Here is a 24077-nt window from a genome sequence, read left to right as displayed (position 1 = left end):
CATGCGTTTCCTGCCTGTCAGCCTGACAACCATGCTTGTCGAACTCGCCGATCTCGACGAGACGCTGGCGCTGTTTGCCTCGCTCAAAGCTGATCCGCTGGAAGGTATCGAGGACATGGTGCCTGCGGCCCGCACGCTGATGATCCGCTTGCGGCCGGAAAAGCTGACGCTGGAAAAGCTGGCCGGCGAGATCGCGACACGCGATCTGTCGATGCGCGCGGCACCCTCCGACAAGCTCGTCGAAATCCCCGTTTGCTACGATGGCGAGGACTTGGCAGATGTCGCGGACCTTACGGGCTTGTCTATCGAGGACGTCATCCGCCGCCATACCCACAGCGAATTCACCGTCGCTTTTTGCGGCTTTGCGCCCGGCTTCGGCTATCTCACCGGCGGCGATCCGGCACTGCAGGTGCCGCGCCGCCCGAGCCCGCGCACAAGGATCCCGGCCGGCTCGGTTGCTTTGGCCGGCGCCTTCAGCGGTGTCTATCCGCAGGCGAGCCCCGGCGGCTGGCAAATCGTCGGCACGACGCCAAAAAAGATGTGGGATCTATCGCGCGATCCGCCAGCACTTCTTCAGCCCGGCTACCGCGTGCACTTCTTCGATCTCAAAAAGAAAGCAGTCTCAACTACCAGGACCACGACCAAGACCCTGGTCGCCCGCCCACCAGTAGTCGCGTCGGACAGCCTTGCGCTCAAGGTTCGTGCCGCCCCCATCCCGGCACTGTTCCAGGACTTCGGCCGCTTCGGCAAGACGGGCCAGGGGGTCTCATCCTCCGGCGCGCTTGACCAGGGGGCACTCAAGGCGGCCAATCGCGTGGTCGGCAATCCGGCCGGCATGCCCTGCCTCGAAATCACGCTTGGCGGTTTTTCCTTCGAGGTTTCTGGCCGCACCGTCATGGCGCTCACCGGCGCGCCCTGCCCGATCAGCATCCGCGATGCAGCTGACCGCACGATTAGCGCCGGGACCTATCAGCCAATCTCGCTTGAACCGGGCGATGTCGTGACGCTCGGCCATGCACCGAGAGGCATGCGCAGCTATCTTGCCGTCCGCGGCGGATTTGCCGTTAGGCCGATACTCGGCAGCGCTTCCACCGATACGCTGGCCGTTGTCGGTCCCGACCCTGTCGCCGCAGGCGCAGTGCTGGCCATCAACAATGATAGCTTGGCCCTAACCAGCGTTTCGCTTCATGAAGCGCCAGCCTTCGACCATCCGGCGGCGGACGAAACCATCACGCTCGACGTGATCATGGGGCCTCGCAGCGACTGGTTCACCGAGGCTGGTATCGCCGCCCTCTCCGGCCAACTCTGGCAGGTGACACCGCAGTCCAACCGCGTCGGCATCCGCCTTTCCGGCGATGTTCCGTTGGAGCGCAAGGACAAGGCGGAATTGCCGAGCGAAGGTACGGCGACCGGCGCAATCCAGGTACCGCACAGCGGCCAGCCGGTCCTCTTCCTCGCCGACCATCCGCTGACTGGCGGCTATCCGGTCATCGGCACGGTCGCCGAATACCATCTCGATCTCGCCGGACAGATCCCGGTCGATGCCAAAATACGATTCCGGCCCGTGACGGCTTTCACCGATATTCAGCCCGCCAAGGCTCGAGATCGGTGACGGCCAAAATCAAGTGAGGAGAAATCCATGAAGAAAGTCCTGATCGCCAATCGCGGCGAGATCGCCGTGCGCATCATCCGGGCTTGTCACGATCACGGCCTGCAATCTGTCGCCGTCTATGCCGATCCAGACATGGACGCGCTCTTCGTCAAGCTGGCCGACGAAGCCCATGGGCTCGTCGGCGCCCGTCCGGACGAGACCTACCTCGAGATCGACAAATTGATCAGCATTGCCAAGCGCTCCGGTGCAGATGCAGTGCATCCGGGCTATGGCTTTTTGTCCGAACGGGCCGAATTCGCCCGTGCGGTGATCGATGCTGGCCTCACCTGGATCGGGCCTGATCCGCATGTCATTGAGGCATTGGGCGACAAAGTCGAGGCCCGGCGGATCGCGAAGAGCGTCGGCGCGCCGCTGGTTGCCGGTAGCGACGGCCCGGCCAAGTCGGCTGCCGAAGTCATCGCCTTTGCCGAAGAGCATGGGTTGCCCGTTGCCATTAAGGCTGCCCACGGCGGCGGCGGCCGTGGCCTGAAGGTCGCTTGGAGGATGGAGGAAGTAGCAGAGCTTTATGAATCTGCAGTCCGTGAGGCCAAGGCCGCCTTCGGCCGTGGCGAGTGTTTCCTCGAGCGCTTCCTCGACCGTCCGCGCCACGTAGAAGCGCAGGTGTTGGCCGACAAACACGGCAATGTGCTGGTGCTTGGCACGCGTGATTGCTCGCTGCAGCGGCGCAATCAGAAGCTCGTCGAGGAGGCCCCCGCCCCCTTCCTCAGCGACACCCAACGCCAATCGATCCACGATGCTGCGAAGAAGATCTGCGCTGCCGCCGGCTATTCTGGCGCGGGTACGGTCGAATTCCTGCTCGGTGGCGACGGCACGATCTCCTTCCTTGAAGTGAACACCCGTCTGCAAGTCGAGCATCCCGTAACCGAGGAGACAACCGGCATCGACCTCGTCATCGAACAGTTCCGTATCGCCGACGGCCTGCCCCTGCGCGTCACCGAGACGCCTGTCCCGCATGGCCATTCGATCGAGTTCCGTATCAATGCCGAGGATCCAGGCCGAGGCTTCCTGCCAACGCCGGGTACAATCACCGTCTTCGACCCTCCCGCCGGGCCTGGCATCCGTGTTGACAGCGGCGTCGTCTCCGGCTCGACGGTGCCTGGTACCTTCGATTCACTCATGGCGAAACTGATCGTCACCGGCGCCACTCGCGACGAGGCGCTAAGACGCGCCCGCCGCGCGCTCCGAGAATTCAAGATCAACGGCATTGCGACGGTTCTGCCCTTCCATCGCGCCGCGATCGAGACGAAGGACTTTACGGGCGAAAGCGGCTTCAAGGTGCATACGCGCTGGATCGAGACCGATTTCGCCAATCGTCTTGAAGCGGAAGCCCGGCCAGAGCCGGTTGCCAATCCCCCGCTGATCCGCACCCATGTGGAAATCGACGGCAGGCGCCATGAGATCGGCATTCCGGTCGCGCTTTTGGCCGGTCTCGGCGGGCTTGCAGGCCAAGACACCGGGCTGGCGATTGCTGCCAGGGCGGAAGACACCTCGAGCGTTACTACGCCGATCTCAGGTACGCTGCAGGCCTTCAAGGTCCAGGATGGCGCGGAAGTGGCGGCGGGTGACCTGATCGCGGTGATTGAAGCGATGAAGATGGAAACCCTGGTGACGGCATCGCGGGCCGGCAAGATTCGGATCAAGGCCCAAGCCGGCGCCTATCTGCAAGCCGGTGCCGAGATCGCCCGCTTCGAGACCCCACCGTCGGTTAGATAGACCCGACGAATAGAGCCGATATCGTCTGGCCGATCGGACGGTTGTCCAAAGGCAGAAGCAGGAAGGCTTAAGCGCATCCGGTAGGTGACTGGCTACTCCTGCCACGCCGGAGCAAAGGGCGGTCTCTCCGCCTACGCCAGCCGCGACCGGAGTCCAAAGCGCGCCTGTGGCACGTTCGACAGCGCGGCACCCTTGTCTTGTGCGTGAGGGCTGCCATCTATCGGTGATCATTTGGAATCACGTACCGGTGTCATCGGACATTTAACAGAAAAGCATGGAAATCAGCGAAATCGTCGCCGCTTACATACGTGTCTTGGCGTTGGCTGTCTTAGTCGTTTATGGCTATGCTTGGGTCATTCGCACCATCAGCCAAAGATTGATGAGGGGCGTTGCGGCGGGCCTTTTGTTTGGTCTCGGCGGCATTCTTTCGATGAACGATCCGATCGTGATGAGGCCGGGGCTTATCTATGACGCCCGATCCATTCTTCTGGTTCTCTCCCCCCTCTACGCAGGACCGATTGGCACCATCATTGCTGCAGCCATGATGGGGGCGCACCGTTTGGTTCTTGGCGGCGTCGGCGCGACGGGCGGCGCGGTGAGCGTCATCCTTGTGGCGCTTAGTGGTTACGCCAGCACGCTCATACCCCGCCACCGCATCGGCACCGGCTGGGGGAGATCGCTGCTGCTCGGCCTTGCGACCGTCTCTTCCTTCATCGTCCTTGTCTTTCTGCCTCCGGAGATCGCCAGGGACCTGTTTCTGAGCGCTGCGGCTCCCGTCATGCTTGCCAATATTCTCGGCGTCCTCCTCCTTGCCGATCTGCTTGAGCGCGAAAAGCAGCGAGTCCGGATGGTGCGCGTGCTTGAAAATGAGGCGAGCGTCGACCCGTTGACGAAGCTGCCAAATCGCCGCGTCTTTCAGCGGGCGGCCGACCGCTGCGCCGAGGAGGCGAGCAATCGCGGGCGGCCTTTCTCGATCGTTATGCTCGACGTCGACCACTTCAAAAAGATCAACGATACCTGGGGACACAATGTGGGAGACACCGTGCTCTCCCGGGTCGCCGACCTCATTCGCCGGACCGTGCGCAAGACCGATGTCGCGGCTCGCTACGGGGGCGAAGAGATCATCATTCTGCTTCCAGATACTGAAGAGGGCGACGCGTCAATCGTTGCCGAGAAGATCCGCCATGCAATCGAGTCAGAAGACTTGATCGTCGGTGTTACGGCAATCAAGGTTACCGTCAGCATCGGCGTCGCGGCTGTCGATTCTAGCGGCACTAATATTCGTGCAGCAATCGAGGCCGCAGATAGAGCGCTCTATCGCGCCAAGACGGCTGGCCGCAACCGCGTCGAACTGGCAACGGCTGCGTGAAAACGATGGTTCTGCCGGGGCGCCGGCGGCGGCGCTGCCAGCAAAATCGGGATCAGCCCGACGTCTCTGGGCGCGTGGCTCGCTTAAGGTCGGCCAGCCCTCTGTTGGCATCCTTACTGCCAGTGGCGGCGGCCGCATTGAATATCCGTGCGGCATCGCCATACATTTCGAGGTTCAGATAGCAATAGCCGCGCAACACCATGAGATCGATCGTCTCGCGTTTGATCTGCGCTCGCTGATCGAGATAGATCAGCGTCTCGCGATACCGCTTGGCGCCATAAGCGGCGAGTGCCCGGTCAGCGAGGATTGAAACCTGGAGTTCGGCGGCGCGCTCACGGCTCTGAGGCGCACGCGTTGCCGCAACGGCCGCATTGTTGGACAGCCCGACGCGCAGATAAGCGAGACTCTGTCCATAGGCGGCGTCTTCGCGCGTCTGCCGCGCAGACCCCTTCAAGGCTCTTTCGAAAGCGGCAACAGCTTCCATCGGACGATTGAGATCCATCAGGCACCAGCCGCGGCTGAGCGCGGCATCGGGGCTGAGGAGGCTCGCATCCGTCGTGGTCGAGCAGCCGCGCGGCTTGCGGGTGCCTTGCTGCACAGTCACTGTCTCCATTGCCGATCCTTCGGTTCGCACAGCCCGGCCCGGAGGCTCGGTTGCGCCTCCTCCGTCAGCCGGTTGAGCTGGCACAGCCGCACGCGCAAGCCTTTGTGGAAGCCGGGCGGACGTTTGAAGCGGTGCCTCGACGGAGGGCGCCGATAGCGATGCATCGTCAAGCGTGGCGATACGCTGCGAGCGGCCGGCCCAAAGCCGCTGGACCTCCGCGACCCCCGTGCGATCATTCAGTTGCTCACGGGTGATGGCAAGACCATAGGCGGACGGTTCGTCGTCCGGTTTCCAGCGAAGCGCAGTTTCAAACCAGCGCGCTGCAGTTTGCGGCTGATTGAGCGAACGTGCATACCAGCCGAATTGCTGCGCGGCCGGCACGTATTTCTGCGCAATGACCTCTTTTGCCATGCGACCAAGTACGTCTTCGCTTATATCGGCGGGCGGCTGCAAAGCCATCAGATTGGCAGCAGCGGCAAGATAGGTATCGGTGGCATCCTTGGAATCGCTGCGCCACCTGTACATGACATCCTCGGCCTCTTGAGGCGCCTTACGGGCGACAAGCGCGAGTGCCAGGCCCTGCGAAGCGGATGCCGAATCCTCCTTGGCACGGGCTGCGCGAAACCACTTCTCCGCCTCCGGCGCATTCTCGCGTCGCAGCTGATACCAGCCAAGCAAGAGCGCATCGGAGGCGAGCCCTTGGGTTTGCGCGAGACGCGCAACACGCGATACATAGTCTGCTTCGACATCAAGCTTCGGATCGGCATTGCCTTCAGCGACGAAGCGGCGAGCGAGCTCGTCACGGATGCCATCGAGCTCGCGCGCGCCGCTCACGGCAGGCTGCTCGAGGGCAAGCAGCCGCTGCATGGCCTGATAGGGCAGCAACGCCGAAGCCTTCTGGACGCTCGCAAGGCGCTCCTGCGGGTTCGTGCAGTACTTCAGGATGTAGCTGTAGGCATCTACGCTGCGCGCTTCCCTTCCTGTGTGGACAAAGGCTTCGGCGACGCGCCACAAGACATCTATATCGCTGCAGGTCAGAAGGCTCGGGGTCGCAGCGCCGATCTCGATGACTGTTGTGTACTGTTTGAGGTCGGACGCATTCACAAGCCGCGCCCGGGCTTCTGCGACATCTAGGCGATCGAGGAGGTCAGCGGGCGGCTGCCAGCCGGTATCCGCCGTGCGGCGGTCGGCGATAGCTTTGCGAAGCTCTGCATAACGCCCCTCCGCATAAAGCTGCCACATGGTTTCGAGCTGCTTATCGCCGCTTTGCGGCACGGCCAGCGGATCGGCGGGCGGCACCCAGTTCGGATAAAGCGCTTGGAGACGGGAGATTTCGGCCTGCAGGCGAACCTTGTCGCCGCGGTTTGCAAAATACCGCAGCGCGCTTTCGTCGACCTTCGGCTGAGCTGCCGGTTGCTGCCCTGCCGGCTGTTGGGCCGGCCGCTCCTTCTCGGCAGGCTGCGGCTGAGCCGGGGGGGAAGGCGCCTGGGGAGGTTGAGGCGCCTGTGCCGTCAGCACCGGTGCCGCCTCCTGAAGACGGTCGGCGACCGCCTGGACGTCGATCGGCTGGCTGCTGGGCGTGTCCGGTTGCACCAGGCGGTCGGTCTGCAGGTACGAGCGTAAGATGCCGAATTTCTCCACCAGCGCGGCACGGTCCTTCACCCCGGTTATTACGATGGCCACCACCGCTGCAGCCGATAATGCGATGAGGGACGACTTCACAGACACTCCGGATGTTTCTTCACGACGAGGGCCAGCCCGAGCAGCTGGAGCGTGGACGGATAATAGAGCGCAGGCGAAAACTGCCGGGCAGTCGGGGGCAGTTTCTTGCCGTTGACCACACAGGCCACAACATCGTTAACAATTCGATAACCTGGGTCAGCAAGCACCGTCTTCACGCCACCCGTGGCAAGGTCGATTGTCGCCGGAGCACCATTTGCGGTCATTCCATGTTGCAGCCTGGAAAGCAGGGCTTTGTCGGTAATCCCTGCCCTTGCGAGATAAAGCGGGATACGAACAGCGTTGTAGGCGAATTCCGCATCGAAACCCTCGGCTGGTGCCGGCCGGCGGGCAAGGCTTACCCATTCAGCAGGCAGTTTGCGCGGGCCGAATTGCAGGGATTTCAGGAGTGCAAGGCCGTCATCGGAAAGCTTTTGCCACCGGTCTGACGGCGCAAGCAGCGCCATCACCGGGATCGCCTCGAAGATCCAGTAGGAGGGGTTGACCACCGGCCCATCTATCCGGCCGGGCGGTGTAAAACCTTCAACGCCGGGCAAGAGCAGCGTGCGGCCACCGGCCTCCACCACTGCTTCGGAAAGGAGCGCTTGGGCCATTCTGGCAGCGGCTTCGATATAATCGCTCCTGTTCCAGGAGGTGCCAGCGAGCGCAAGCGCATAGGCAATCAGCATGTCGCCGTCCGAGGCGTTGTTGGTGTCCGTCACATGCGGTTTGGCTGAAGGGTCCCATTTCCATACAGCAAGTCCATCATCGCGCAGCAGGAGTTCCGTGCGGGTGAAATACCATATCTGCTCGAAATCGGCGGGGCTGTTGGCGAGGTAGGCAAGCAACAGACCGTAACCCTGGCCCTCGCTGTGGCTGATGTTGCCGTTGCCGTTGTCGATGACACGGCCGCTCGGATCGAGAAACTGCAGCTTGTAGGCAGCCCACGCCTTTGGATCGACGAGCACCTGTTGGGCCTGAAGGGGTTCGACGGCAATCGCAAAAGCGAGTGCACCAGCCAGCACCGTTGCCACGATCCTCTTCATTTGCCCCTGCCCAATCTGCTCAGCATGCCCGAGGTCGCCATGCCGAGGAGAATCGAAAGAACGACAAGCAGAAAGGCGTAGGAGAGGATATTGGTCGAGAGCCAGTTTGCGGCGATCAGCCTAAAGTTCGCAAGCGACCAAGGCTGCGAGGGCACGAAGTCGAAACGCGAGACCGGCACGGTTTCGATCTCACCGGTCTTGCCGGAATAGGTGGTGATGTGTCCGGAAATCTGCGGCCAGTTGCGCTGCTCCGTCACAGCATCGATACCCTCGCGCAGGTCCTTTGCCGAGGGCGCGGTTACGACTGTCCAGGCCCCGGCGCCGGTTGGGCTGGCGCCTTGCGCAACCATGAGGCTCGCCACATTGGACGGCGTGAAAACGGCTTCTGCTCTCGGTACAAATTGCAGCGAACTCAGCGAGATGTCGAAGTTCTTGCGCAGCCACTCCTGGAACGCCGTGACCTGACCGCGCCATGCGCCGCTGCTCACCTTCGAGCGCCATTGGTCGAAAGCGGAATTGGTGTCCGGCTGGACCACCTGCGTATCCGGTACCGGGCGCCAAGTGGCCTGGCTTGCCGTGGAGATATTCAGTTGGGACAAGACCGCCGCCGGCAATTGCGAGATGGAACCGATGAATAGGGCGTCCTGATCACCGATCGTGCCTGGCGAAGCCGTCGGCTCTATGTTCATGGGGCGACCGGAGACAACCGCCATCTGGCCAAGCAGCGTGGCCGCGGCAGAAAGTGTGTCGGCATCGATGCGGTCTATGAAGAGCGGCATCGGACCGGCAAGCCGTCCATAGGGGTAGGCGGTACCGGCCATGGCGGCAAGATTGGGACGCTGCCCGACGCGGGCGAAATCCGGCATGCGGAACTCAGTCGTATCGAACAAGGCAAAGCGCGACGTGGTCGAGGCGGTCGCACCGGGCACACATATGTTGTCATCGCTCGTCGTGAGGATTGCTTCAAGACTCAGCGAGTTGAGGCCCGGCTTGAAGTGGCGCATGGCCACGCGGATCGGCAGATGACGGAGGATGCCGCCGCCGGTTCCGGTAATCGGCATCGTCGAGGCGATATTGCCGTTGACATAGATGTCGATATGGCTGCCGGGAAGGACGCTGCCGGTATAGGCCGCGTCCAGCAGAACCGTCGCTTCTCCATAAGCATTCGCATAGAAGTCGGAAGGAACCGCGACATTGAAGTTCGTACGAAAACGCCGACCGGAAAACTCTGTCGTCTTCACGCCCAGATCGGCAAATGTAAGCCGCGTGTCTTGAAGTATCAACGGTGCGTTTGGCGCGCTCCAGCGCTCGGTGGTCAACGCATCGCGCCTGATGCCCGGGGCACGATCAGTTGGGGAGACGATGGTATCGATAGCCGAGGAGATTGCCTGCCACGAAGGGCCACTGATCAGAAGCACGGGCGAGCCAGTGCGCGGGTCGGTGACGAATGTCGCGAGCGCTGCGGACTGAGCCGCCGGTGGCAGGTCTGGAAAATAGGGCTGCAACTCGGAAGTCGTGCCGACGAGAACGGTAAGCTTGCCGGGTCCGGCTGCCGGCAGCGTGTCGACGCTGAAGGAGATGGATTGGTTCGGCATACCACTCAGCACCGAGAGCCCCTGTGCGAGGCGAAGTAGCGGCTTCGTCGTGCCAGGCTGCTCAAGGGCTGGAACGAGGAGGTCGAATTCCGTTCTACCGGACCCGTCGACGCCGACCGCACGGATGGCATCCGTGCTTGACAACTTTGCAGCTTCTTGCCCTTCGAAGCTCAGATGGGTCTGCGCAGGATCGATATTGGACCATAGCTCATAAGTCGACTGGATCGTGCAATCCGTGCGGTGGCGCTGGCTTGCCTCGAAGGTCAAAAGGTTTGCGCCGGGCTGTAACAGACCACGCGGAACATCGAAGCTGACTTGGGAGGGTGTGTCGGGTGAGCCGATCTGCTTTTGACCGATCGGACGGTTGTTGACGAGCACGGTGATCTGCGAGGCTTCCGGCGCAACGACGATGGAATTTTGGTAGGCGAAATTGAATTTTGCCGGCGCGGCGGCCTGTTCTGGAGTGAGGTAGACGCTCCACGACTTCCGGTCGTATTCGCCCTCCAGACCGAATTTGTCGAAGGGAACGACGTAGCGGCGCATACGGCCGGCCGTCTCCGTCGGGGTGCCGGCAGGCTGGACGGTTTGCGGCCGAGCGGAATTTGCAGAGCCGGGAAAAGATGGGGAAGGTTTCGGCGGAGCGGCAGGGACGGACGGTGCGTCTGGAACTGTAACAGGCGGTGTCACCGTTGGGGCAGGCAACGTCAGGCGCGGCACCATGGGATGAAGACCGGCCGGGCGCTCAGGCGACATGTCAAAGGGCGCGGGCGCCAGTGCAGTCTGAGCCGAGGTGAGCGCCGAGGTGCTGATGAGAAACAGTGCAGCGGCAAGACCCGTCCTCATCAGCCGTTCGCCTTTGCCATCTGCTGCTGCGCTTCGCGCTCCGGCCGCATGCTGCGGAAGAAATAAATGAGCCCGCGGCTTGTCTGATAGAGCGATAGACCAAGGAACCAGATGGTACCGCGGATGAGGCCCGGATTGCGGCGGCGCGATTCCTGAAATTGCGCCCATTGATCGGAATTGGCAAAGATCAAATCGGCGATCAGGCGATGATCAAGCGCGCTCTTCGGGATATACTGGCAGCCGACGGCCATGATATCGCCGTCCTGTTCCATGTTGCGAACGATGAGCGGCAGAGTTTCGAGGTCAGCACCGCTGTAAGGGCGGAAGCGGATTTCGCCTTCGGCGCCGATCGTCATCGGGTCCAACTGCTTGTTGAAGACATGGAGACGCGCTCCGTGGACCGAGACGTCCTCGATCGAGGCGGTATGCCATTTGCCGTTGACGCCGAATTCGCAGCGCCGATTGACGCGCACACGCCGCGAAGCGGCACGCTCGCCGCGCTCCGACACCACGCCAAGCGCACAGCCTGCCATGATGAGATTGATAAGGTTCCACCCGCCGACAACGAGCGTCACATCCGCCTTGTAGGGCTCGGCATAGATGCGATAGATCGTAATGGCGAGCGCAATGATCTGCACGGCAAATATAACGAAAAAGGGCCTGCTGATTTCCGAAAGGCGGCTGACCGAAATCGATTCGTCCTTTGCCGTGACCTTGAAGGTTGGTTTTCGTGGATTGATCATGACGGAAATGACGGCAGGCAAAAGGTGGACCGTCTGCACATACTCGTAAAGTTCCGATATCCACGGCCAGCGGAACGAACCATAAAGATAGTTCTGCATCATCAGGTTCACGAGCATATAGGCAAGCGTATAGGCCAGAAACTCGCCGCCGGAGGCTGTGAATATTTCAAGGTCGAAGAACAGATAAAAGAGCGGCGCGAACAGGAAGATTGTACGCGGGAACGGGAAGAGCCAGAACAGCGTCGAGGACATGTAACAAAGGCGCTGCGGAATCGACAGGCCGCGCTTTAAGAGCGGAAACCGAAAGCGCAGGATCTGCATCATGCCTTGCGCCCAGCGGCTGCGTTGGCCGATGAAACTTGCGAAGGTGGCGGGCTGCAGACCGGCGATCAGCGGCTTGTCGACATAAATGCTATTCCAGCCCGCGCCGTGCAACGCCAATGCGGTCTCACAGTCTTCAGTGATGCTGATGCCGCTAAAGCCATTGGTGGATTGCAGCGCGCGACGGCTGAGAACTGCGGCCGAACCACAGAAGAAGGCAGCGTTCCATTTATCGAGGCCCCGCTGGATGATGCCGTAAAACATCTCATTTTCGCTCGGCATCCTGTCGAAAGTGCGCAAATTGCGCTCCAGCGGATCTGGATTGATGAAAAAGTGCGGCGTTTGCACGAGGAAGAGCTTCGGGTCGTCGTCGAAATAGCCGACCGTCTCGCGCAGGAAGTCCCGGGCGGGCGCGTGGTCAGCGTCGAAGACGGCGATGAGCTCGCCCGTCGAATGCTGCATGCCGTTGTTGAGATTGCCTGCCTTGGCATGTTCATTGCGGTCGCGCGTCAGGTAATTGACGCTAAGTGCCTCGCAGAGCTGCCTCAGTTCATTGTGCCGCGCAATGGCAGCCTGGGCTTCGAGCAGCTTGTTGGAATTGCGTTTTTGCAGCGTGCCGCCATCATCCAGCAGCCAGACATGCAGTTTATCGGCCGGATAATCGATTGCTTTTGCGGCGGCGAGCGTATTGCCGAGGAGATGGGCGTCTTCGTTATAGGTGGGCACGAAGACGTCGACATGCGGGAACCGCTCTTGCTTGACAGGGCGCGACCGGCGCGGCGGAAGTGGGGTCGCGACGATGAAGAGGCTGAGCGCCAGCATGGCGATGCTGTACATTTCGGCGAGATAGAGCAGCAGCCCGGGAATGAAGTTTTCAAGCTGGTTGACGGGCGGCAGCGTACTCGTCGTGCGCCAATAGGCATAACGCAGAACGACGGCAGTGCCGAAGGCAAGCGCGATCAGGCGCCATGTGCCCTCCCCCTTCAGGATCTTGATCATCGCCATGATCGTGACGACGGTGATACTGGCAATAAGCTGAGTCTGCAGGTTCACCGGCAAGGTGATCAATACGAAGACGCAGAGCGAGACGATCGCCCAGGTGAAGATGCTTCGAGCCTTATGCATCGACGTCCCTTCAAAGCATGGCCGGGCATTGCGGCACCGGCTATGCGTTTCCTATCTTCGGCACGCGGCCGTCATGGCCGCATCGCCTATGCAGTCGGGGGAAGGCACGGTGATGCCACCTGCCCTCGCCGCTTGTTGAACGGAGCCCGGCGCCGGCATCGGCTGGGTATTGGCCGCTGGCGTTTCGAAGGCTGGGTCCGGCAGCGGTACACGCACCCCGATCGGCGCCGGCATGGGCGCTGTCACCGGCGCCTTCACTTGACGTGGCTGACGGCGGAGGGCCGGGGCCGGTTCGTAGCCGATTTCAATGGCGCTAGTGCGGTGGCCACCGTCATCCGGGTAAACAGGGCTGCCGACGCGGCCGAGAACCTCATCGGCGCCTTTTACCTCGCCGTAAGGATTCCATATCTCGCCGTTCAGCGTGCCGGTGACCGTATAGCCATACATAACGCTTAAGAGCTGACGCTCGCTGGCGCGCGCGTCGCAAAGGCGAAGCCGCACCTGGATCATCCCGAAATTGCGCGCTTGCGTATGTGCCGCCTGGCTCGATCGGATCTGCTGCCAGCCATAAAGGCAGGTATCGCCTGCGCGGCTGCGCCCCGAGGCATAGGCGAACGCCCCATAACTGTTTTGCAGGAAGGTGTTGTTCCTCGCCATCGCAACGCCCGGCGCAGCCGCGAATGCTTCGCGAGAAATCCCCCTCTCGCTGATCATCTTGTAGGAGGCGCCTCCCGCTCCCGGATTGGACCCACTTGCCCCATAGAATTGCACTTTCAGGAAATTCTGCCCCGGCACGGAAGAGGACGTATAGAGTGAAAGCATCTGCTCCACGCCGTTGCCGCGCCTGGTTTCGACGACACTCACGATGGCCGGGCCACCGGGGGGCGGAAGAATGAGCGCCTTTTCGCTGGCCACCGTCTCGGGCGCCGAGGGCTGCCTGACGCTGCCGCTCGTCGACGCACAGCCGGCCAACAAGGCCGCCGCGACCACCGATATCAACCCCAGCAAGCGCATTTTGGGTGCCGCCGCAAAATCGTCTTTCCAGATATCCATCGGCACTTCGCGCAATGGATGTTCGAATCAACGACCGACCGGCCGTTAACGAGGAATAAACGGCGGATATGGTTAATCAAACGTTAAAATCGAGCGCCCTCGCGACAGTCAACTGGCCGCAATGACGCAGCAAGCTCCATAATCGCCCCTTGCGTCTTCTCATGTTGCGACGCGCCCGTTCCGTGCCGCCCGGTGAGATTGATCCTCAGCACCTGACCGCGAAGATCTCAGCATTTTCGCTGCTCAACGCGCCGCTACGGTCCAAAGTTGGTTTGTTATTCTTTAGATAAGCTTTCTGTCATATACGATCGAGAACCCGGTGGTCACACGGCCGCAAGATAGCGCGTTCTGGTAGAGCTCTGCGTTGACTACAACGAGGCTCGCTCTAGTTCTGATACGGAACAGATTTGGGTTCGGCAGTAAGCGAGGCGGGTTGAGGAGGGTGACCCCATGCCGGAAAATCGTGCGAATTGGCCTCAGCCGGCTCCGCAGAAGTCCGAATTCGGCAGCCACGCCGAGGGGCTGTTTTCGCTCTGGGGTCACGATCTCGGGCTTATCGACTGGTCTGAAAAGCTCAAGGAGCGCCTGGACCTTGCTGACGAGGCCCCCGTAACTTTGGGGGATGTGTATCCCGACCTGGCAAATCCCGACCTCGCTGCCCTCGTTCAGCTCGTCGTCAATACCGGCAAGCCGAGGACCATTCGTCTCGGCGCCGGTGAATCCGAGCGGCGCAATCTGCTGTTGTTCCAGGCCAGGGCCGGCCTTGCGATCGTCGAATTTGGCGGCGCTGACATCGATGAGACTGCAAAAGCGCAAGAGCTGGACCGGGCGTTACTCCTTCACCAGGCAACCCATGACGTTTTGACCGGGCTGCCCAATCGCCGCCAATTCAGCGACAAACTGGGAAAGGTTCTCCCAGTCCGTGCAAAGGCGGGCCTTGCACTGATGCAGATCGATCTGGACGATTTCAAGCCCGTCAATGATACGCTGGGCCATGGAGCCGGGGATATCGTCCTAAAGCTTGCGGCCGAGAGGATTCGAAAGACGCTGGGTAAAGACGAGACCGCCTACCGCCTTGCAGGCGACGAATTCGCCGTCATACAGATCGCCCGGGAGCCGGATGAAGCCGAAAGATTAGCAGAGTCGCTGATCGCCGAATTTCGCAAGCCCTTCACGGTGGACGGAATTACCGTGTTTGTCGGTGCCAGTATCGGCGTTGCGATTGCACCTCGCGACGGCAATGAGAGCGAGCAGTTGATGAAGGCTGCCGATGTTGCCCTTTATGCCGCCAAGAAGGACGGACGCCGGCGCGCGCGGACCTTTAATCCGAGCATGCTGCAGGTGCTGGAACAGCGAGAGGTATTGAGACGGAGCCTTCGGGTTGCGCTGCAACACCGTGAATTCTTTATCGAATATCAGCCGCTGGTCGATCGGTCGTTGGCGATCGCCGGCTTCGAAGCACTGCTGCGCTGGCGCCACCCAATCCTCGGAGTGATTTCCCCGATCGCCTTTATCCCGATGGCGGAATCAGACGGCCTTATGAGCGAAATCGGTCAATGGGTGCTGGAAGAAGCGTGCCGGCAGGCCCTGTCCTGGCCCGCCCACTATACTATTGCGGTAAACCTATCTCCCGCCGAATTTTTAACCTCGGGCCTGACCGACCGAGTGTCGCAAACCCTCGACGTCGTCGGACTGCCCTCGGAGCGCTTGGAGCTCGAGATCACCGAAACCGTGCTGCTGGAGCGCACGATCAACAATCTTGATACCCTGAACACGCTCAACGTGCTTGGCATCCAGATTTCCCTCGATGACTTCGGGACCGAGTATTCCTCTTTGAGTTATCTGAAGAACTTTCCCTTCGATAACATCAAGATAGACAAGTACTTTATCAACGACCTGCCTGATGATCAGAAGAGCCAGACCATCGTCCGCTTCGTCATCGCAATGGCCCATGGGCTTGGCATGCGCGTGACTGCCGAAGGCGTTGAGACGGCCGAACAGGCCGCCTGGCTACAGGCGGAGGGATGTGATCGGTTGCAAGGCTATTTCCTAAGCCCTCCTCTGGGGGCCGACATGGTTGATGAATTTATTCGCAAGCATGCTGACACGGGACCCGGTAATGATCGGGCCAAATCCTGAAAAGTGAAGCAGCAATTCGCCGAGAGGTGTCGGTTGAAGAATCAAGAAGCGGCAATGGGCCCCGCATTTGACCAGTTGCTCAGTCTGAAGATGGACATGGCGAGCTTTACCGCCGACTGGCTGCATTGCGATCAGTTGTCCAACTTCGTCGCTCGAATGGTCAGCCATGACCGTCGCGATCCTGTGCGCCATTCCAACCTGCTTTCCTCAGCCCTTAACGAGCTTCTGGAGATGTCGTTTCGCTCAGAGGCGGATGATGGTGACTTTGTATGCAATTTTTATCGCTGCCAGCAGACCGAGCGCATCGAGCTGATCTTTCCTTGCCCGCCAGAACAGCGACAATCCTACAAGAAGATTGTCCTGGGATTACAAACCGGCCGGGCCCTTATAAATTATTTCAACGTGATCACCAACGATGCCGCCTCCGATGGCCAGGCGATCCTGCTCGGATTGGTTGTGAATTATGACGCGGAAATCCAGATCCGCGATTTGGATATCGGCGCACTTGCATTCATTGTCGACCTGCCGCTCGAAAGGCTACTGAATTGACTGCACAAAGTCCTTCGCCTGTCTTTACAGCGCAATTCAACATCAACGATCAGGAATTCTCCCTCGCTGGCGTGCTTCGCCCTCATTCCACGGCTGAAATTGCCGACGATCTCTTGCTGCTGCGAAATGGAATCGAGACCGTCAGCGGTGTTTTATACGTCAATCTAAAGCGCGTTACGCATATGAACAGCACGGCATTTCGTGCCTTGACGCGGGTTTTGATCGATGCTTCGCGTTCAAGGCCCGAAATCAAATTTGTGGTCGTCGCATCAAGCGTTGTCGCCTGGGCGGCACGGATGTTCCGGCATTTGAGCGATCTTTCGCCGAACATTGTTATCGAGGTCTACGACTCGGCTTTTTATCCCGGCCAGACATTCGTTGAAAACCAAAGCTTCATTCCAATCCTCAGAACGCAGACCAAGATGACGTGGCGGCATGAGAGAGAGATATTGCCGCGTCATGGGCTTCGCAACGGCATGGTGATTGCCGACATCTGTTGCGGCATTGGCGATTTCGCGATGCTTGTCAGAAAGGAGTTCGGTCCTGCAAGGATCGTTGCGCTAGATCATTCCTCGCCAAGCCTCGACTATGCCCGTGGTGTTGCCGAAAGCTTCGGTGTCCGCGATATTGAATACACCTACGGCGATGCATCGCAGATGTTGTTCGAAAGCGACCAGTTCGATTTCGTGACCTGCCGGCACTCGTTGCAAATCTTCGATCGCCCCGAACTGCTGCTCAGGGAGCTCTATCGGATCTGCAAACCTGGCGGCCGGGTTTACATCACCAACGAGAAAAACTCCCATTGCCTCGGGGAACCGCGGGCCGACAGCATCCAATGGACCTATAACGAGGTCGCCAAGCTCTTCAGTCATTTCGACATGGACGTCGAAATGGGGCCAAAGAGCTTGCGTCTGTTGCTGGACGCGGGCTTCGAGGCGGTGAAAATGGAAAGCTTCATGGTCACCAACCTCGACGGCGATCCCCAGGAGTTCGCAGACGTCATCGCGGCATGGCGAGATGTCTACGCAGGCGAAATGTCTGTCCGCAGGGGCGATTCAGCGGAGTTCGTCGAACGTTTCAGACAAGGATTCGCCGACCATATCTTTGCGGCGCTTCATCCAAAGGGCTACGCCGGCTGGCCCATTTGGGCAGCGTCCGGGCGAAAACCGCTATGATGACCGCGCCGATCAGGAAGCCAAGCCTCGGACCGCGCTCATTTCGCGCGAAATTCATGATCGTTGTCGGTGGGGCGGTCCTTTTTGACCTGCTTGTCAGCGGCGGTCTCGCCCTTTGGAATGTCCAGCGACTTTCTCGGGATGCGACGGCGGAAGTGGGACACGGCCTTGAACGGGCAAGCCAAGACTATATCCGCTCCTATACCGATTCCACGGCCGCGCAGGTTGGCTTGCTTCTCCATCAGGTCCATTCCGACGTCAAGGCGTTGACAGGCGTGCTTCAAGGTCAGATCGATCAACCAACGAGGAACGGGGAGATTGGAGCCGCCATGGCAAGGGCGGCTCCAGATGCGGTGACCGTGACGTTCGACCCCAAGGGTCAATGGGCGCAGAACCTTCCAGGGGCGCCGTCGGTCGTCAGCGTATGGGGCTACCTCCTGGACAAGGATCGCCATCCGCTGCCGCAGGTGCAGACCGATATCGAGACGAGTGCGGTCCTTGATCTTGTCGCCCCAGACCTCTTGAAAAACGGCGCATCGAAGCTGCAGATGTACTATATCGGGCCGAAAGAGCGCCCGATCTTCAGGACGGCACCTTATACAGATCAAGCGCAGACTTTCGATCGGCTTTATCCCGGTCACAACAGCGCAGACTTTTGGGATTTCTTCTTTCCCGGTCTTTATGAATCCTGGCAGAAGTGGGCAAGCGACCCTTCCTTGCGGCCGGTACCTGACAATATCACCCAGACCGCTCCCTATACGGACGCAATCACGGGAAAACTGATCGTCAGCTTCTTCCATCCGCTTTGGACTGCCGATCGGCGTAGCGTGGCGGGAGCTGCCGGAGCAGACATCACCCTTGACCAGCTCGCCGAAATTGTCGAGCGCGTGAAGGTCGCCGAAAGCGGCTTTGGCTTTCTAACCATGTCGGACGGCAACGTCGTTGCAATCAACCCTGCCGGGGAAAAGATCATCGGTCTTCGCTCGGCGAGCGACGCCACGAACAAGGGCGTGACCGGCCTTGACCGCTCTTTACGCAACAGTTCCCAAAAGGAGGTCGCCTCACTGCCGCTTGATGCCGATGGCGTCATAAGGCACATCTCGCTGAACGAGAGCGGCGAAAATGTTCCTTATCTTGTCGTTACAAAACAGCTAAACGCAACCAATCTTTGGATAAACGGACCGGTTCAGCGCGAGGTCATGTCGCTCGGCATCGTTGTGCCCGAGCGTGAAATCTATGCCTCCCTCACTGCCGCCAGAGATCAAATATCGCGGGCAACCAACCGCATTCTGATTTATCAGATCCTCGCGGTTCTCGTGTCGATGCTCGTCGTCACGGGGGCGGTCTTTGTGGCGTCAAAGCGAATTACAAGCGGGATCAGCGCACTGGCGGGTGCCGCCAAGCGCATACAGACAAAGGATTATTCTGTCAGGGTCGATATACCCACCAAGGACGAAGTTGGCGAGGCTGGTCTCGCGTTCAACCGCATGGCCGAGGAGATCAGCTTCCATACCGAAAATCTCGAGAACCTGGTTGCTGAGCGCACGAAGGAAATTGAGGTGGCCAAAGAAGAAATCTCGATCCTGAACGGCCAATTGACGAGCGAAAACCTGCGCCTCGGTGCCGAACTGGATGTGGCTCGGCAGATTCAGCTTATGGTGCTGCCCCGCGCGAAAGAGCTTGCGGCAATCGAGCAGTTGGAGATTGCCGCCTATATGCGCCCCGCCGACGAGGTCGGCGGGGACTACTACGATATCCTGCAAAACGGAGCTCACCTGAAGATAGGCATTGGCGACGTGACGGGCCACGGCCTCGAAAGCGGTGTTTTGATGCTTATGGTGCAGTCCGTCGCCCGCGCGCTACAGGAAGCCGGCGAAACGAACCCCTCAAGGTTCCTCAGTTATCTGAACCGCACGATCTACAAGAACATCGAGCGGACGAAAATCGACAAGCACGTCACGCTGTCATTTCTGGACTATGATGGCGAGCGTTTGACGATTTCGGGCCAGCATGAGGATCTGATTGTCATTCGTCATACCGGCGCGGTCGAACGGATCGACACCAGCGACCTCGGCCTGCCAGTGGGACTTGAATCTGATATATCGTCTTTCATCGTTACCCGCGAAATACCCTTTCACAAGGGCGATTTGATTGTCCTTCATACCGATGGCGTCACCGAGGCTGAAAATCCCGAAGGCGAACTATTCGGCATCGAGCGGCTTTGCGAAAACGCCCGCCGCCTGCACGGTCGCACAGCTGAGCAGGTGATGAACGGCATTCTCGAAAGCCTCATGGCCTATATCGGAACGCAAAAGATACATGATGACATTACGCTGGTCGTAGTGCGGCATAGGTGATGGCATGACAACGGTCCTATATGGGCAGGAGCATCTCGCTTCGTTTGACGCGACGCACGCCGTTCAGCTGCGGCTACTCGATGGCCCTCTTTACCTTGCCTGGAAACACTCCAGCATGACGTCGGATTTCATCGCCGAGATGATGGCGCTCCGATTTCGACCGTCGAAGCGGCGCTATAATCAGGTCCGACAAGATATCGGCTACCTGACGAACGAATTGATCGAAAACGCCATCAAGTTTCGTGCTCCAGGCGAGATCGCGATCGAAGCCATGGCGGAAGACGACAACTTTAAGATGAGGATATCGAATTTTGTCGACAGGCAGACGGCAGCCAGGTTCCAGCGGTTGCTGTCGAGCATAACGCAAGGCGATCCGAGCGATCTTCTCATCCAGCAGATCGAGGCGAGCGCTAAAACGGCCGGTAGCGGTCCCGGATTGGGATTGCTGACTTTGATGAGCGACTACAAGGCAGACCTGGCTTGGCTCTTCGAGGAGGACCGCCCCCACAACCGTGCAAAACTTGAAACATATGCCGCAATGCCAATTTCACCGTCATGAACCGCGAGAAAAGTGCTATGGAAATCAGAGAAGAAGCGTTCCGCGTCTGGTCCGAGGGCGGTACCGTTTATTTTGACGGAACCATGCGGCTGGCAGGCCCGGATGCTTACGCACCCATTCATGCTTTGGCCATGAAAGCGCTCGAAGAGGGGGCCGGTAAGGCCACTTTCGACGTGACCGGACTTCAATTCTTGAACTCCTCCGGTATAAACCTGCTTGCCAAATTGACGATCGAGGCTCGCAATCACCCGGACATTCATTTGACCGTACGCGGTTCTTCCCAAGTCCCGTGGCAGATCAAATCATTGCCCAACCTCAAGAAGTTGCATCCAGGCGTGGATCTGCGGCTGACCTGACACGTGTGTGTGTGTGTGTGTGCATCAGACCCGTTCGATGCCCCGAGTGATTGTCGGATACTCGCCTCCACCGTGAGGCTTGCTTAGCTGCATTCATTCGGCGGCGGTCGAGCAAGCAGATGCGCTTCAGAACGCTCCTGACGGCCAATTCGGGTGAGTCGCGCTGGCTATCTGACAGATTTCGCCGCAATATCGGCAGGAATTAACGTCCGCCGAAGCCGGAGCCGATGGTGATACCCCGATAGATCACCTTCTGCAGCACAATGGCTAGGAAGATGCCCGGCAGCATCGAGATCGCTGCGCCGGCCATGATATAGTTCCACGAGGTCCCTTGCTGTGTCTGGAACAAGGTGAGCCCGAGCGGCAGCGTGGCTTTTTCCATGCCGTTGGTGACGATCAGCGGCCACAGGAAACTATTCCACTGCCCCATGAAGGCGAAAAGCGCGAGCAGGCCGATGGCCGGCATGGCAAGCGGAACGATGATCGTGACCAGGATACGCAGTCGCGACGCCCCGTCGATCATCGCTGCCTCGTCGAGATCCTTGGGAATGGCGAGGAAGAACTGCCGCAGCAAAAACGTGCCGAAGGAGCCGAAAGCCACCGGTAGGATCATGCCATGATAGGTGTTGACCCAGCCGAGCTTGCTGACCACCAGGAAGAGCGGGATGACCAGCATGACCTGCGGGATCATCAGCGTGCCGAGATAAGCAAGCAGCAGACCCTCCCGGCCAGGAAATTTCAGCCGGGCGAACGAGTAGGCGGAAAGACAGGATACACCGATCACGATTGCGGTGACGCCGCTGGCGACCACGAAGGAATTGAACAAGAAGGTACCAAACGGCAGGGAAACCAGGGCTTCGACGAAGGTTCCCCATTGATATTCCTGCGGTAGGATGCGGACCGGCACGGCCAGCACTTCCGCGTTGGAGCGCACCGCGTTCGATACCATCCAGAAGAAAGGGAAGAGGAAAAGCATTCCTGCATCAACTGCATCCGCACCATCCCCTATGTCCGCGCCTGGGCTGAAAAATATAAGGACAAGGGGCTCGTGGTCGTCGGGGTCCACACCACCCCGGAATTCGCCTTCGAAAAGAGGATCGACAATGTCAGACAAGCGCTCGGCGGCTTCAACATCGGCTATCCGGTCGCCATCGATAACGACTACCGCATCTGGCGTGCCTTTGAAAATAGCTACTGGCCGGCCCATTACCTGATCGATGCCAAGGGCGAGATCCGCTACCACCAGTTCGGCGAGGGCAACTATCCGCAGACCGAGAAGGCGATCCAGGATCTGCTGCGCGAGGCCGGTAGCGAGACGGCCGCGAGCGCACCGGTCGTGCCAGACGCAAAGGGCGCTGAAGTCGGTCCTGACATGGGCAATATCGGCTCCGGCGAAACCTATCTTGGCTACCGGCGCGCCTCGAATTTCGCTTCTCCCGAAGGCCTGCAGGCCGACGCCACGTATCACTACTCTTTCGCTAAACCGAACCTCAATGAATGGGGTCTTTCAGGCACCTGGACGATCGGCGCGCAACAGGCGACGCTCACCCAACCGGGCGGCGGCATTGCCTACCGGTTCAGCGCCCGCGACCTGCATCTCGTCCTCGGGCCCGGCGCCGCCGGAAAACCGATCCGCTTCCGGGTGACGATCGACGGAAAGGACCCGGGCAACGATCGCGGCTCAGATATCGATGCCAGTGGAAACGGCACCGTCACGGCGACGAAGCTCTACCAACTCGTCCGGCAGTCTGCAGACGTCACGGTCCGCAACTTCGAGATCCGTTTCCTCGACCGGGGCGTGGAAGCCTTCGCTTTCACCTTCGGCTGAAGCCTCGAAAACACTTCAATGCCTTTGTCCACAATGTTAGCTGATAGGCGTATTTATATGACAACATTGATATTTTTAAGCTTCGCAATTTTCTACCATGACTAGGTCCTGTTGACAAAGTCTGGTGGGTCCTGTCGGGTAGCTACTTCGTGGCAAGACCCGACCCGTACGACGAGATGGCCAATTCGAATAAACCCGGACTTGCCAAGTGCTGCTCAAGCCTCGTAGCGAGTGAGTACACGCGTTTGGGCTGGACTTTGAAGCATCAATTCTTTGGAGAACAGTCAGGCGAGCCAATTTCTATTTCAGCAGACTCCAGAGACTGCCACTCAACAAAATATTAGTTTCTCTGTGAAGAAGGCGATTCCAAAATCGGTCGGCGCATGATTCAAGCCTGCTTTTTAGGAGGTGGTCTTGGCACGAGGCGATTTGAGTGATGAAGAATGGCACATCATTGCTCGGTTTTTACCGAAGGAACGCGGGCGTAAGTCGCGGCCCTCCCATGATAACCGGCGTTTCTTGAACGGCATGCTGTATGTTCTGCGGGTCGGCTGCCCGTGGCGTGACATGCACGAGCGCTACGGAAAATGGAATTCTGTCTACGTCCGTTTCCGTCGATGGGCGGAGCAAGGGGTATGGGATGCGCTTCTGGAAGCGCTCGTTGAATTGGGCCTGACCGACGATTGGCAGCATATGATAGACAGCACCACAGTTCGCGGCCATTCGCAGGCGGCGGGCGCTAAAGGGGGACTCATAAGGAGGCTTTTGGTCGATCACGCGGCGGCTTTACGACAAAAATCCACGCCCGTGCAGACGGTCAGGGACGCCCTCTCGGCTTTGTCCTAACGGGCGGTGAAACATCCGACTACCGTGCTGTACCCGATCTTCTCGCCGTGCCGGTAAATCGACCGCGCCGAATGCTCGCCGATAAGGGATACGATGCTGACGCCATTCGCCAGGAGCTTTTTTTCCATGGGACGCGTCCTGTCATTCCGCCTCGCTCAACGCGGAAGGACCCGCCACCCTGCGACTACCGAGTTTATAAAGACCGCAACCGCATCGAGCGAATGTTCAACAGGATAAAGCAGTTTCGTCGGATTGCTACACGTTACGACAAGACCAGACTTTCATATGCAGGCTTCCTCGCTCTGGCCGCCGCAAAAATCTGGCTTCCGCACTTTGTCAGCAGAGCCTAAATAGATGAGATAGATCGCCCCCATCCATCTTTGCAATTCTTTACGATTCCATCGTCCGGAAAATCGTTCTATTTTCTTCGCATGGTGCCACGACGACGCGGAACGCCATCGGTGT

The 24077-nt window shown here is 59.5% G+C and carries 18 protein-coding genes and 1 pseudogene; 13 read left to right on the top strand and 6 right to left on the bottom strand.

Annotated features, from left to right (window positions below; genetic code table 11):
* The first annotated feature begins 1 nt into the window (after position 1).
* From QA644_RS26635 to QA644_RS26625, 3 genes are all read left to right on the top strand, one after another.
* The gene (locus QA644_RS26635) at positions 2 to 1612 is read left to right on the top strand and encodes a 5-oxoprolinase/urea amidolyase family protein (protein WP_283073918.1); all 1611 of its coding nucleotides are present in this window, start codon (positions 2 to 4) and stop codon (positions 1610 to 1612) included.
* 27 nt (positions 1613 to 1639) lie between these two features.
* Entirely contained in the window at positions 1640 to 3385 is a 1746-nt protein-coding gene (locus tag QA644_RS26630) for a biotin carboxylase N-terminal domain-containing protein (protein ID WP_283073917.1), read from the top strand.
* Positions 3386 to 3659: 274 nt separating this feature from the next.
* The gene (locus QA644_RS26625; protein ID WP_283073916.1) at positions 3660 to 4754 is read left to right on the top strand and encodes a diguanylate cyclase; all 1095 of its coding nucleotides are present in this window, start codon (positions 3660 to 3662) and stop codon (positions 4752 to 4754) included.
* Positions 4755 to 4806: 52 nt separating this feature from the next.
* On the opposite strand, the gene QA644_RS26620 is transcribed toward QA644_RS26625, so the two are convergent.
* Genes QA644_RS26620 through bcsN form a run of 5 tightly spaced genes read right to left on the bottom strand, consistent with a single transcriptional unit; the run spans position 4807 to position 13725 of the window.
* On the bottom strand, positions 4807 to 7080 hold the full coding sequence (locus QA644_RS26620; protein ID WP_283073915.1) for a cellulose synthase: 2274 nt from the start codon (positions 7078 to 7080) through the stop codon (positions 4807 to 4809).
* Positions 7077 to 8123: a glycosyl hydrolase family 8 gene (locus QA644_RS26615; RefSeq protein ID WP_239600791.1), complete on the bottom strand. Its 1047-nt coding sequence runs from the start codon at positions 8121 to 8123 to the stop codon at positions 7077 to 7079. Before QA644_RS26615 ends, QA644_RS26620 begins: the two co-directional genes overlap by 4 nt.
* Positions 8120 to 10561 (bottom strand): cellulose biosynthesis cyclic di-GMP-binding regulatory protein BcsB, encoded by a 2442-nt coding sequence (locus tag QA644_RS26610; protein WP_283073914.1) that lies wholly within the window; start codon positions 10559 to 10561, stop codon positions 8120 to 8122. The genes QA644_RS26615 and QA644_RS26610 overlap by 4 nt, the downstream gene beginning before the upstream one ends.
* Complete coding sequence (bcsA, locus tag QA644_RS26605) at positions 10561 to 12750, bottom strand: UDP-forming cellulose synthase catalytic subunit (protein WP_074073065.1); 2190 nt, start codon at positions 12748 to 12750, stop codon at positions 10561 to 10563. Before bcsA ends, QA644_RS26610 begins: the two co-directional genes overlap by 1 nt.
* Positions 12751 to 12801: 51 nt before the next feature.
* Positions 12802 to 13725 carry a cellulose biosynthesis protein BcsN gene (bcsN, locus tag QA644_RS26600; RefSeq protein ID WP_283074032.1) on the bottom strand — a complete coding sequence of 308 codons (924 nt, stop codon included), beginning with the start codon at positions 13723 to 13725 and terminating at the stop codon, positions 12802 to 12804.
* On the opposite strand from bcsN, the gene QA644_RS26595 reads away from it, so the two are divergent.
* The 7 genes from QA644_RS26595 to QA644_RS26565 all read left to right on the top strand — a co-directional run bounded on the left by QA644_RS26595 (position 13643) and on the right by QA644_RS26565 (position 20938).
* Entirely contained in the window at positions 13643 to 13852 is a 210-nt protein-coding gene (locus QA644_RS26595; protein WP_283074092.1) for a hypothetical protein, read from the top strand. The genes bcsN and QA644_RS26595 overlap by 83 nt on opposite strands.
* A 401-nt stretch (positions 13853 to 14253) precedes the next feature.
* A complete protein-coding gene (locus QA644_RS26590; protein WP_283073913.1) occupies positions 14254 to 15942 on the top strand; it encodes an EAL domain-containing protein in 1689 nt (562 codons plus the stop codon).
* A 54-nt stretch (positions 15943 to 15996) separates the two neighbouring features.
* Entirely contained in the window at positions 15997 to 16491 is a 495-nt protein-coding gene (locus QA644_RS26585; protein ID WP_283074031.1) for a ubiquinone biosynthesis methyltransferase UbiE, read from the top strand.
* Positions 16488 to 17666 carry a class I SAM-dependent methyltransferase gene (locus QA644_RS26580; RefSeq protein ID WP_283073912.1) on the top strand — a complete coding sequence of 393 codons (1179 nt, stop codon included), beginning with the start codon at positions 16488 to 16490 and terminating at the stop codon, positions 17664 to 17666. Before QA644_RS26585 ends, QA644_RS26580 begins: the two co-directional genes overlap by 4 nt.
* Positions 17663 to 20023 carry a SpoIIE family protein phosphatase gene (locus QA644_RS26575; RefSeq protein WP_283073911.1) on the top strand — a complete coding sequence of 787 codons (2361 nt, stop codon included), beginning with the start codon at positions 17663 to 17665 and terminating at the stop codon, positions 20021 to 20023. The genes QA644_RS26580 and QA644_RS26575 overlap by 4 nt, the downstream gene beginning before the upstream one ends.
* Before the next feature lie 4 nt (positions 20024 to 20027).
* A complete protein-coding gene (locus tag QA644_RS26570; protein WP_283073910.1) occupies positions 20028 to 20582 on the top strand; it encodes an ATP-binding protein in 555 nt (184 codons plus the stop codon).
* A 17-nt stretch (positions 20583 to 20599) separates the two neighbouring features.
* Positions 20600 to 20938 carry a hypothetical protein gene (locus QA644_RS26565; protein ID WP_022717797.1) on the top strand — a complete coding sequence of 113 codons (339 nt, stop codon included), beginning with the start codon at positions 20600 to 20602 and terminating at the stop codon, positions 20936 to 20938.
* A gap of 202 nt (positions 20939 to 21140) precedes the next feature.
* On the opposite strand, the gene QA644_RS26560 is transcribed toward QA644_RS26565, so the two are convergent.
* A complete protein-coding gene (locus QA644_RS26560) occupies positions 21141 to 21914 on the bottom strand; it encodes a carbohydrate ABC transporter permease (RefSeq protein ID WP_239600797.1) in 774 nt (257 codons plus the stop codon).
* Between QA644_RS26560 and QA644_RS26555 the strand changes: the two are divergent.
* From QA644_RS26555 to QA644_RS26545, 3 genes and pseudogenes are all read left to right on the top strand, one after another.
* A pseudogene (locus tag QA644_RS26555) lies at positions 21912 to 22766 on the top strand (redoxin domain-containing protein); the annotation flags it as partial. The gene QA644_RS26560 and the pseudogene QA644_RS26555 overlap by 3 nt on opposite strands.
* Before the next feature lie 414 nt (positions 22767 to 23180).
* Positions 23181 to 23612: an IS5 family transposase gene (locus QA644_RS26550; protein WP_283073909.1), complete on the top strand. Its 432-nt coding sequence runs from the start codon at positions 23181 to 23183 to the stop codon at positions 23610 to 23612.
* Positions 23564 to 23962: an IS5 family transposase gene (locus QA644_RS26545; RefSeq protein ID WP_283074030.1), complete on the top strand. Its 399-nt coding sequence runs from the start codon at positions 23564 to 23566 to the stop codon at positions 23960 to 23962. Before QA644_RS26550 ends, QA644_RS26545 begins: the two co-directional genes overlap by 49 nt.
* Positions 23963 to 24077: the final 115 nt, after the last annotated feature.

The sequence above is a fragment of the Rhizobium sp. CC1099 genome (assembly GCF_029714385.1).
GTDB lineage: Bacteria > Pseudomonadota > Alphaproteobacteria > Rhizobiales > Rhizobiaceae > Rhizobium.
This window is presented reverse-complemented; position numbering and strand designations above follow the sequence as displayed.

Excerpts from the sequence above, each read along its gene's own strand:
- QA644_RS26590 (WP_283073913.1), top strand. The coding sequence starts at position 14,254 with ATGCCGGAAAATCGTGCGAATTGGCCTCAGCCGGCTCCGCAGAAGTCC.
- QA644_RS26615 (WP_239600791.1), bottom strand. The coding sequence starts at position 8,123 with ATGAAGAGGATCGTGGCAACGGTGCTGGCTGGTGCACTCGCTTTTGCG.
- QA644_RS26570 (WP_283073910.1), top strand. The coding sequence starts at position 20,028 with ATGACAACGGTCCTATATGGGCAGGAGCATCTCGCTTCGTTTGACGCG.
- QA644_RS26560 (WP_239600797.1), bottom strand. The coding sequence starts at position 21,914 with ATGCTTTTCCTCTTCCCTTTCTTCTGGATGGTATCGAACGCGGTGCGC.
- QA644_RS26610 (WP_283073914.1), bottom strand. The coding sequence starts at position 10,561 with ATGAGGACGGGTCTTGCCGCTGCACTGTTTCTCATCAGCACCTCGGCG.
- QA644_RS26635 (WP_283073918.1), top strand. The coding sequence starts at position 2 with ATGCGTTTCCTGCCTGTCAGCCTGACAACCATGCTTGTCGAACTCGCC.
- QA644_RS26575 (WP_283073911.1), top strand. The coding sequence starts at position 17,663 with ATGATGACCGCGCCGATCAGGAAGCCAAGCCTCGGACCGCGCTCATTT.
- bcsA (WP_074073065.1), bottom strand. The coding sequence starts at position 12,750 with ATGCATAAGGCTCGAAGCATCTTCACCTGGGCGATCGTCTCGCTCTGC.
- QA644_RS26630 (WP_283073917.1), top strand. The coding sequence starts at position 1,640 with ATGAAGAAAGTCCTGATCGCCAATCGCGGCGAGATCGCCGTGCGCATC.
- QA644_RS26595 (WP_283074092.1), top strand. The coding sequence starts at position 13,643 with ATGAGCGCCTTTTCGCTGGCCACCGTCTCGGGCGCCGAGGGCTGCCTG.
- QA644_RS26565 (WP_022717797.1), top strand. The coding sequence starts at position 20,600 with ATGGAAATCAGAGAAGAAGCGTTCCGCGTCTGGTCCGAGGGCGGTACC.
- QA644_RS26585 (WP_283074031.1), top strand. The coding sequence starts at position 15,997 with ATGGGCCCCGCATTTGACCAGTTGCTCAGTCTGAAGATGGACATGGCG.
- QA644_RS26625 (WP_283073916.1), top strand. The coding sequence starts at position 3,660 with ATGGAAATCAGCGAAATCGTCGCCGCTTACATACGTGTCTTGGCGTTG.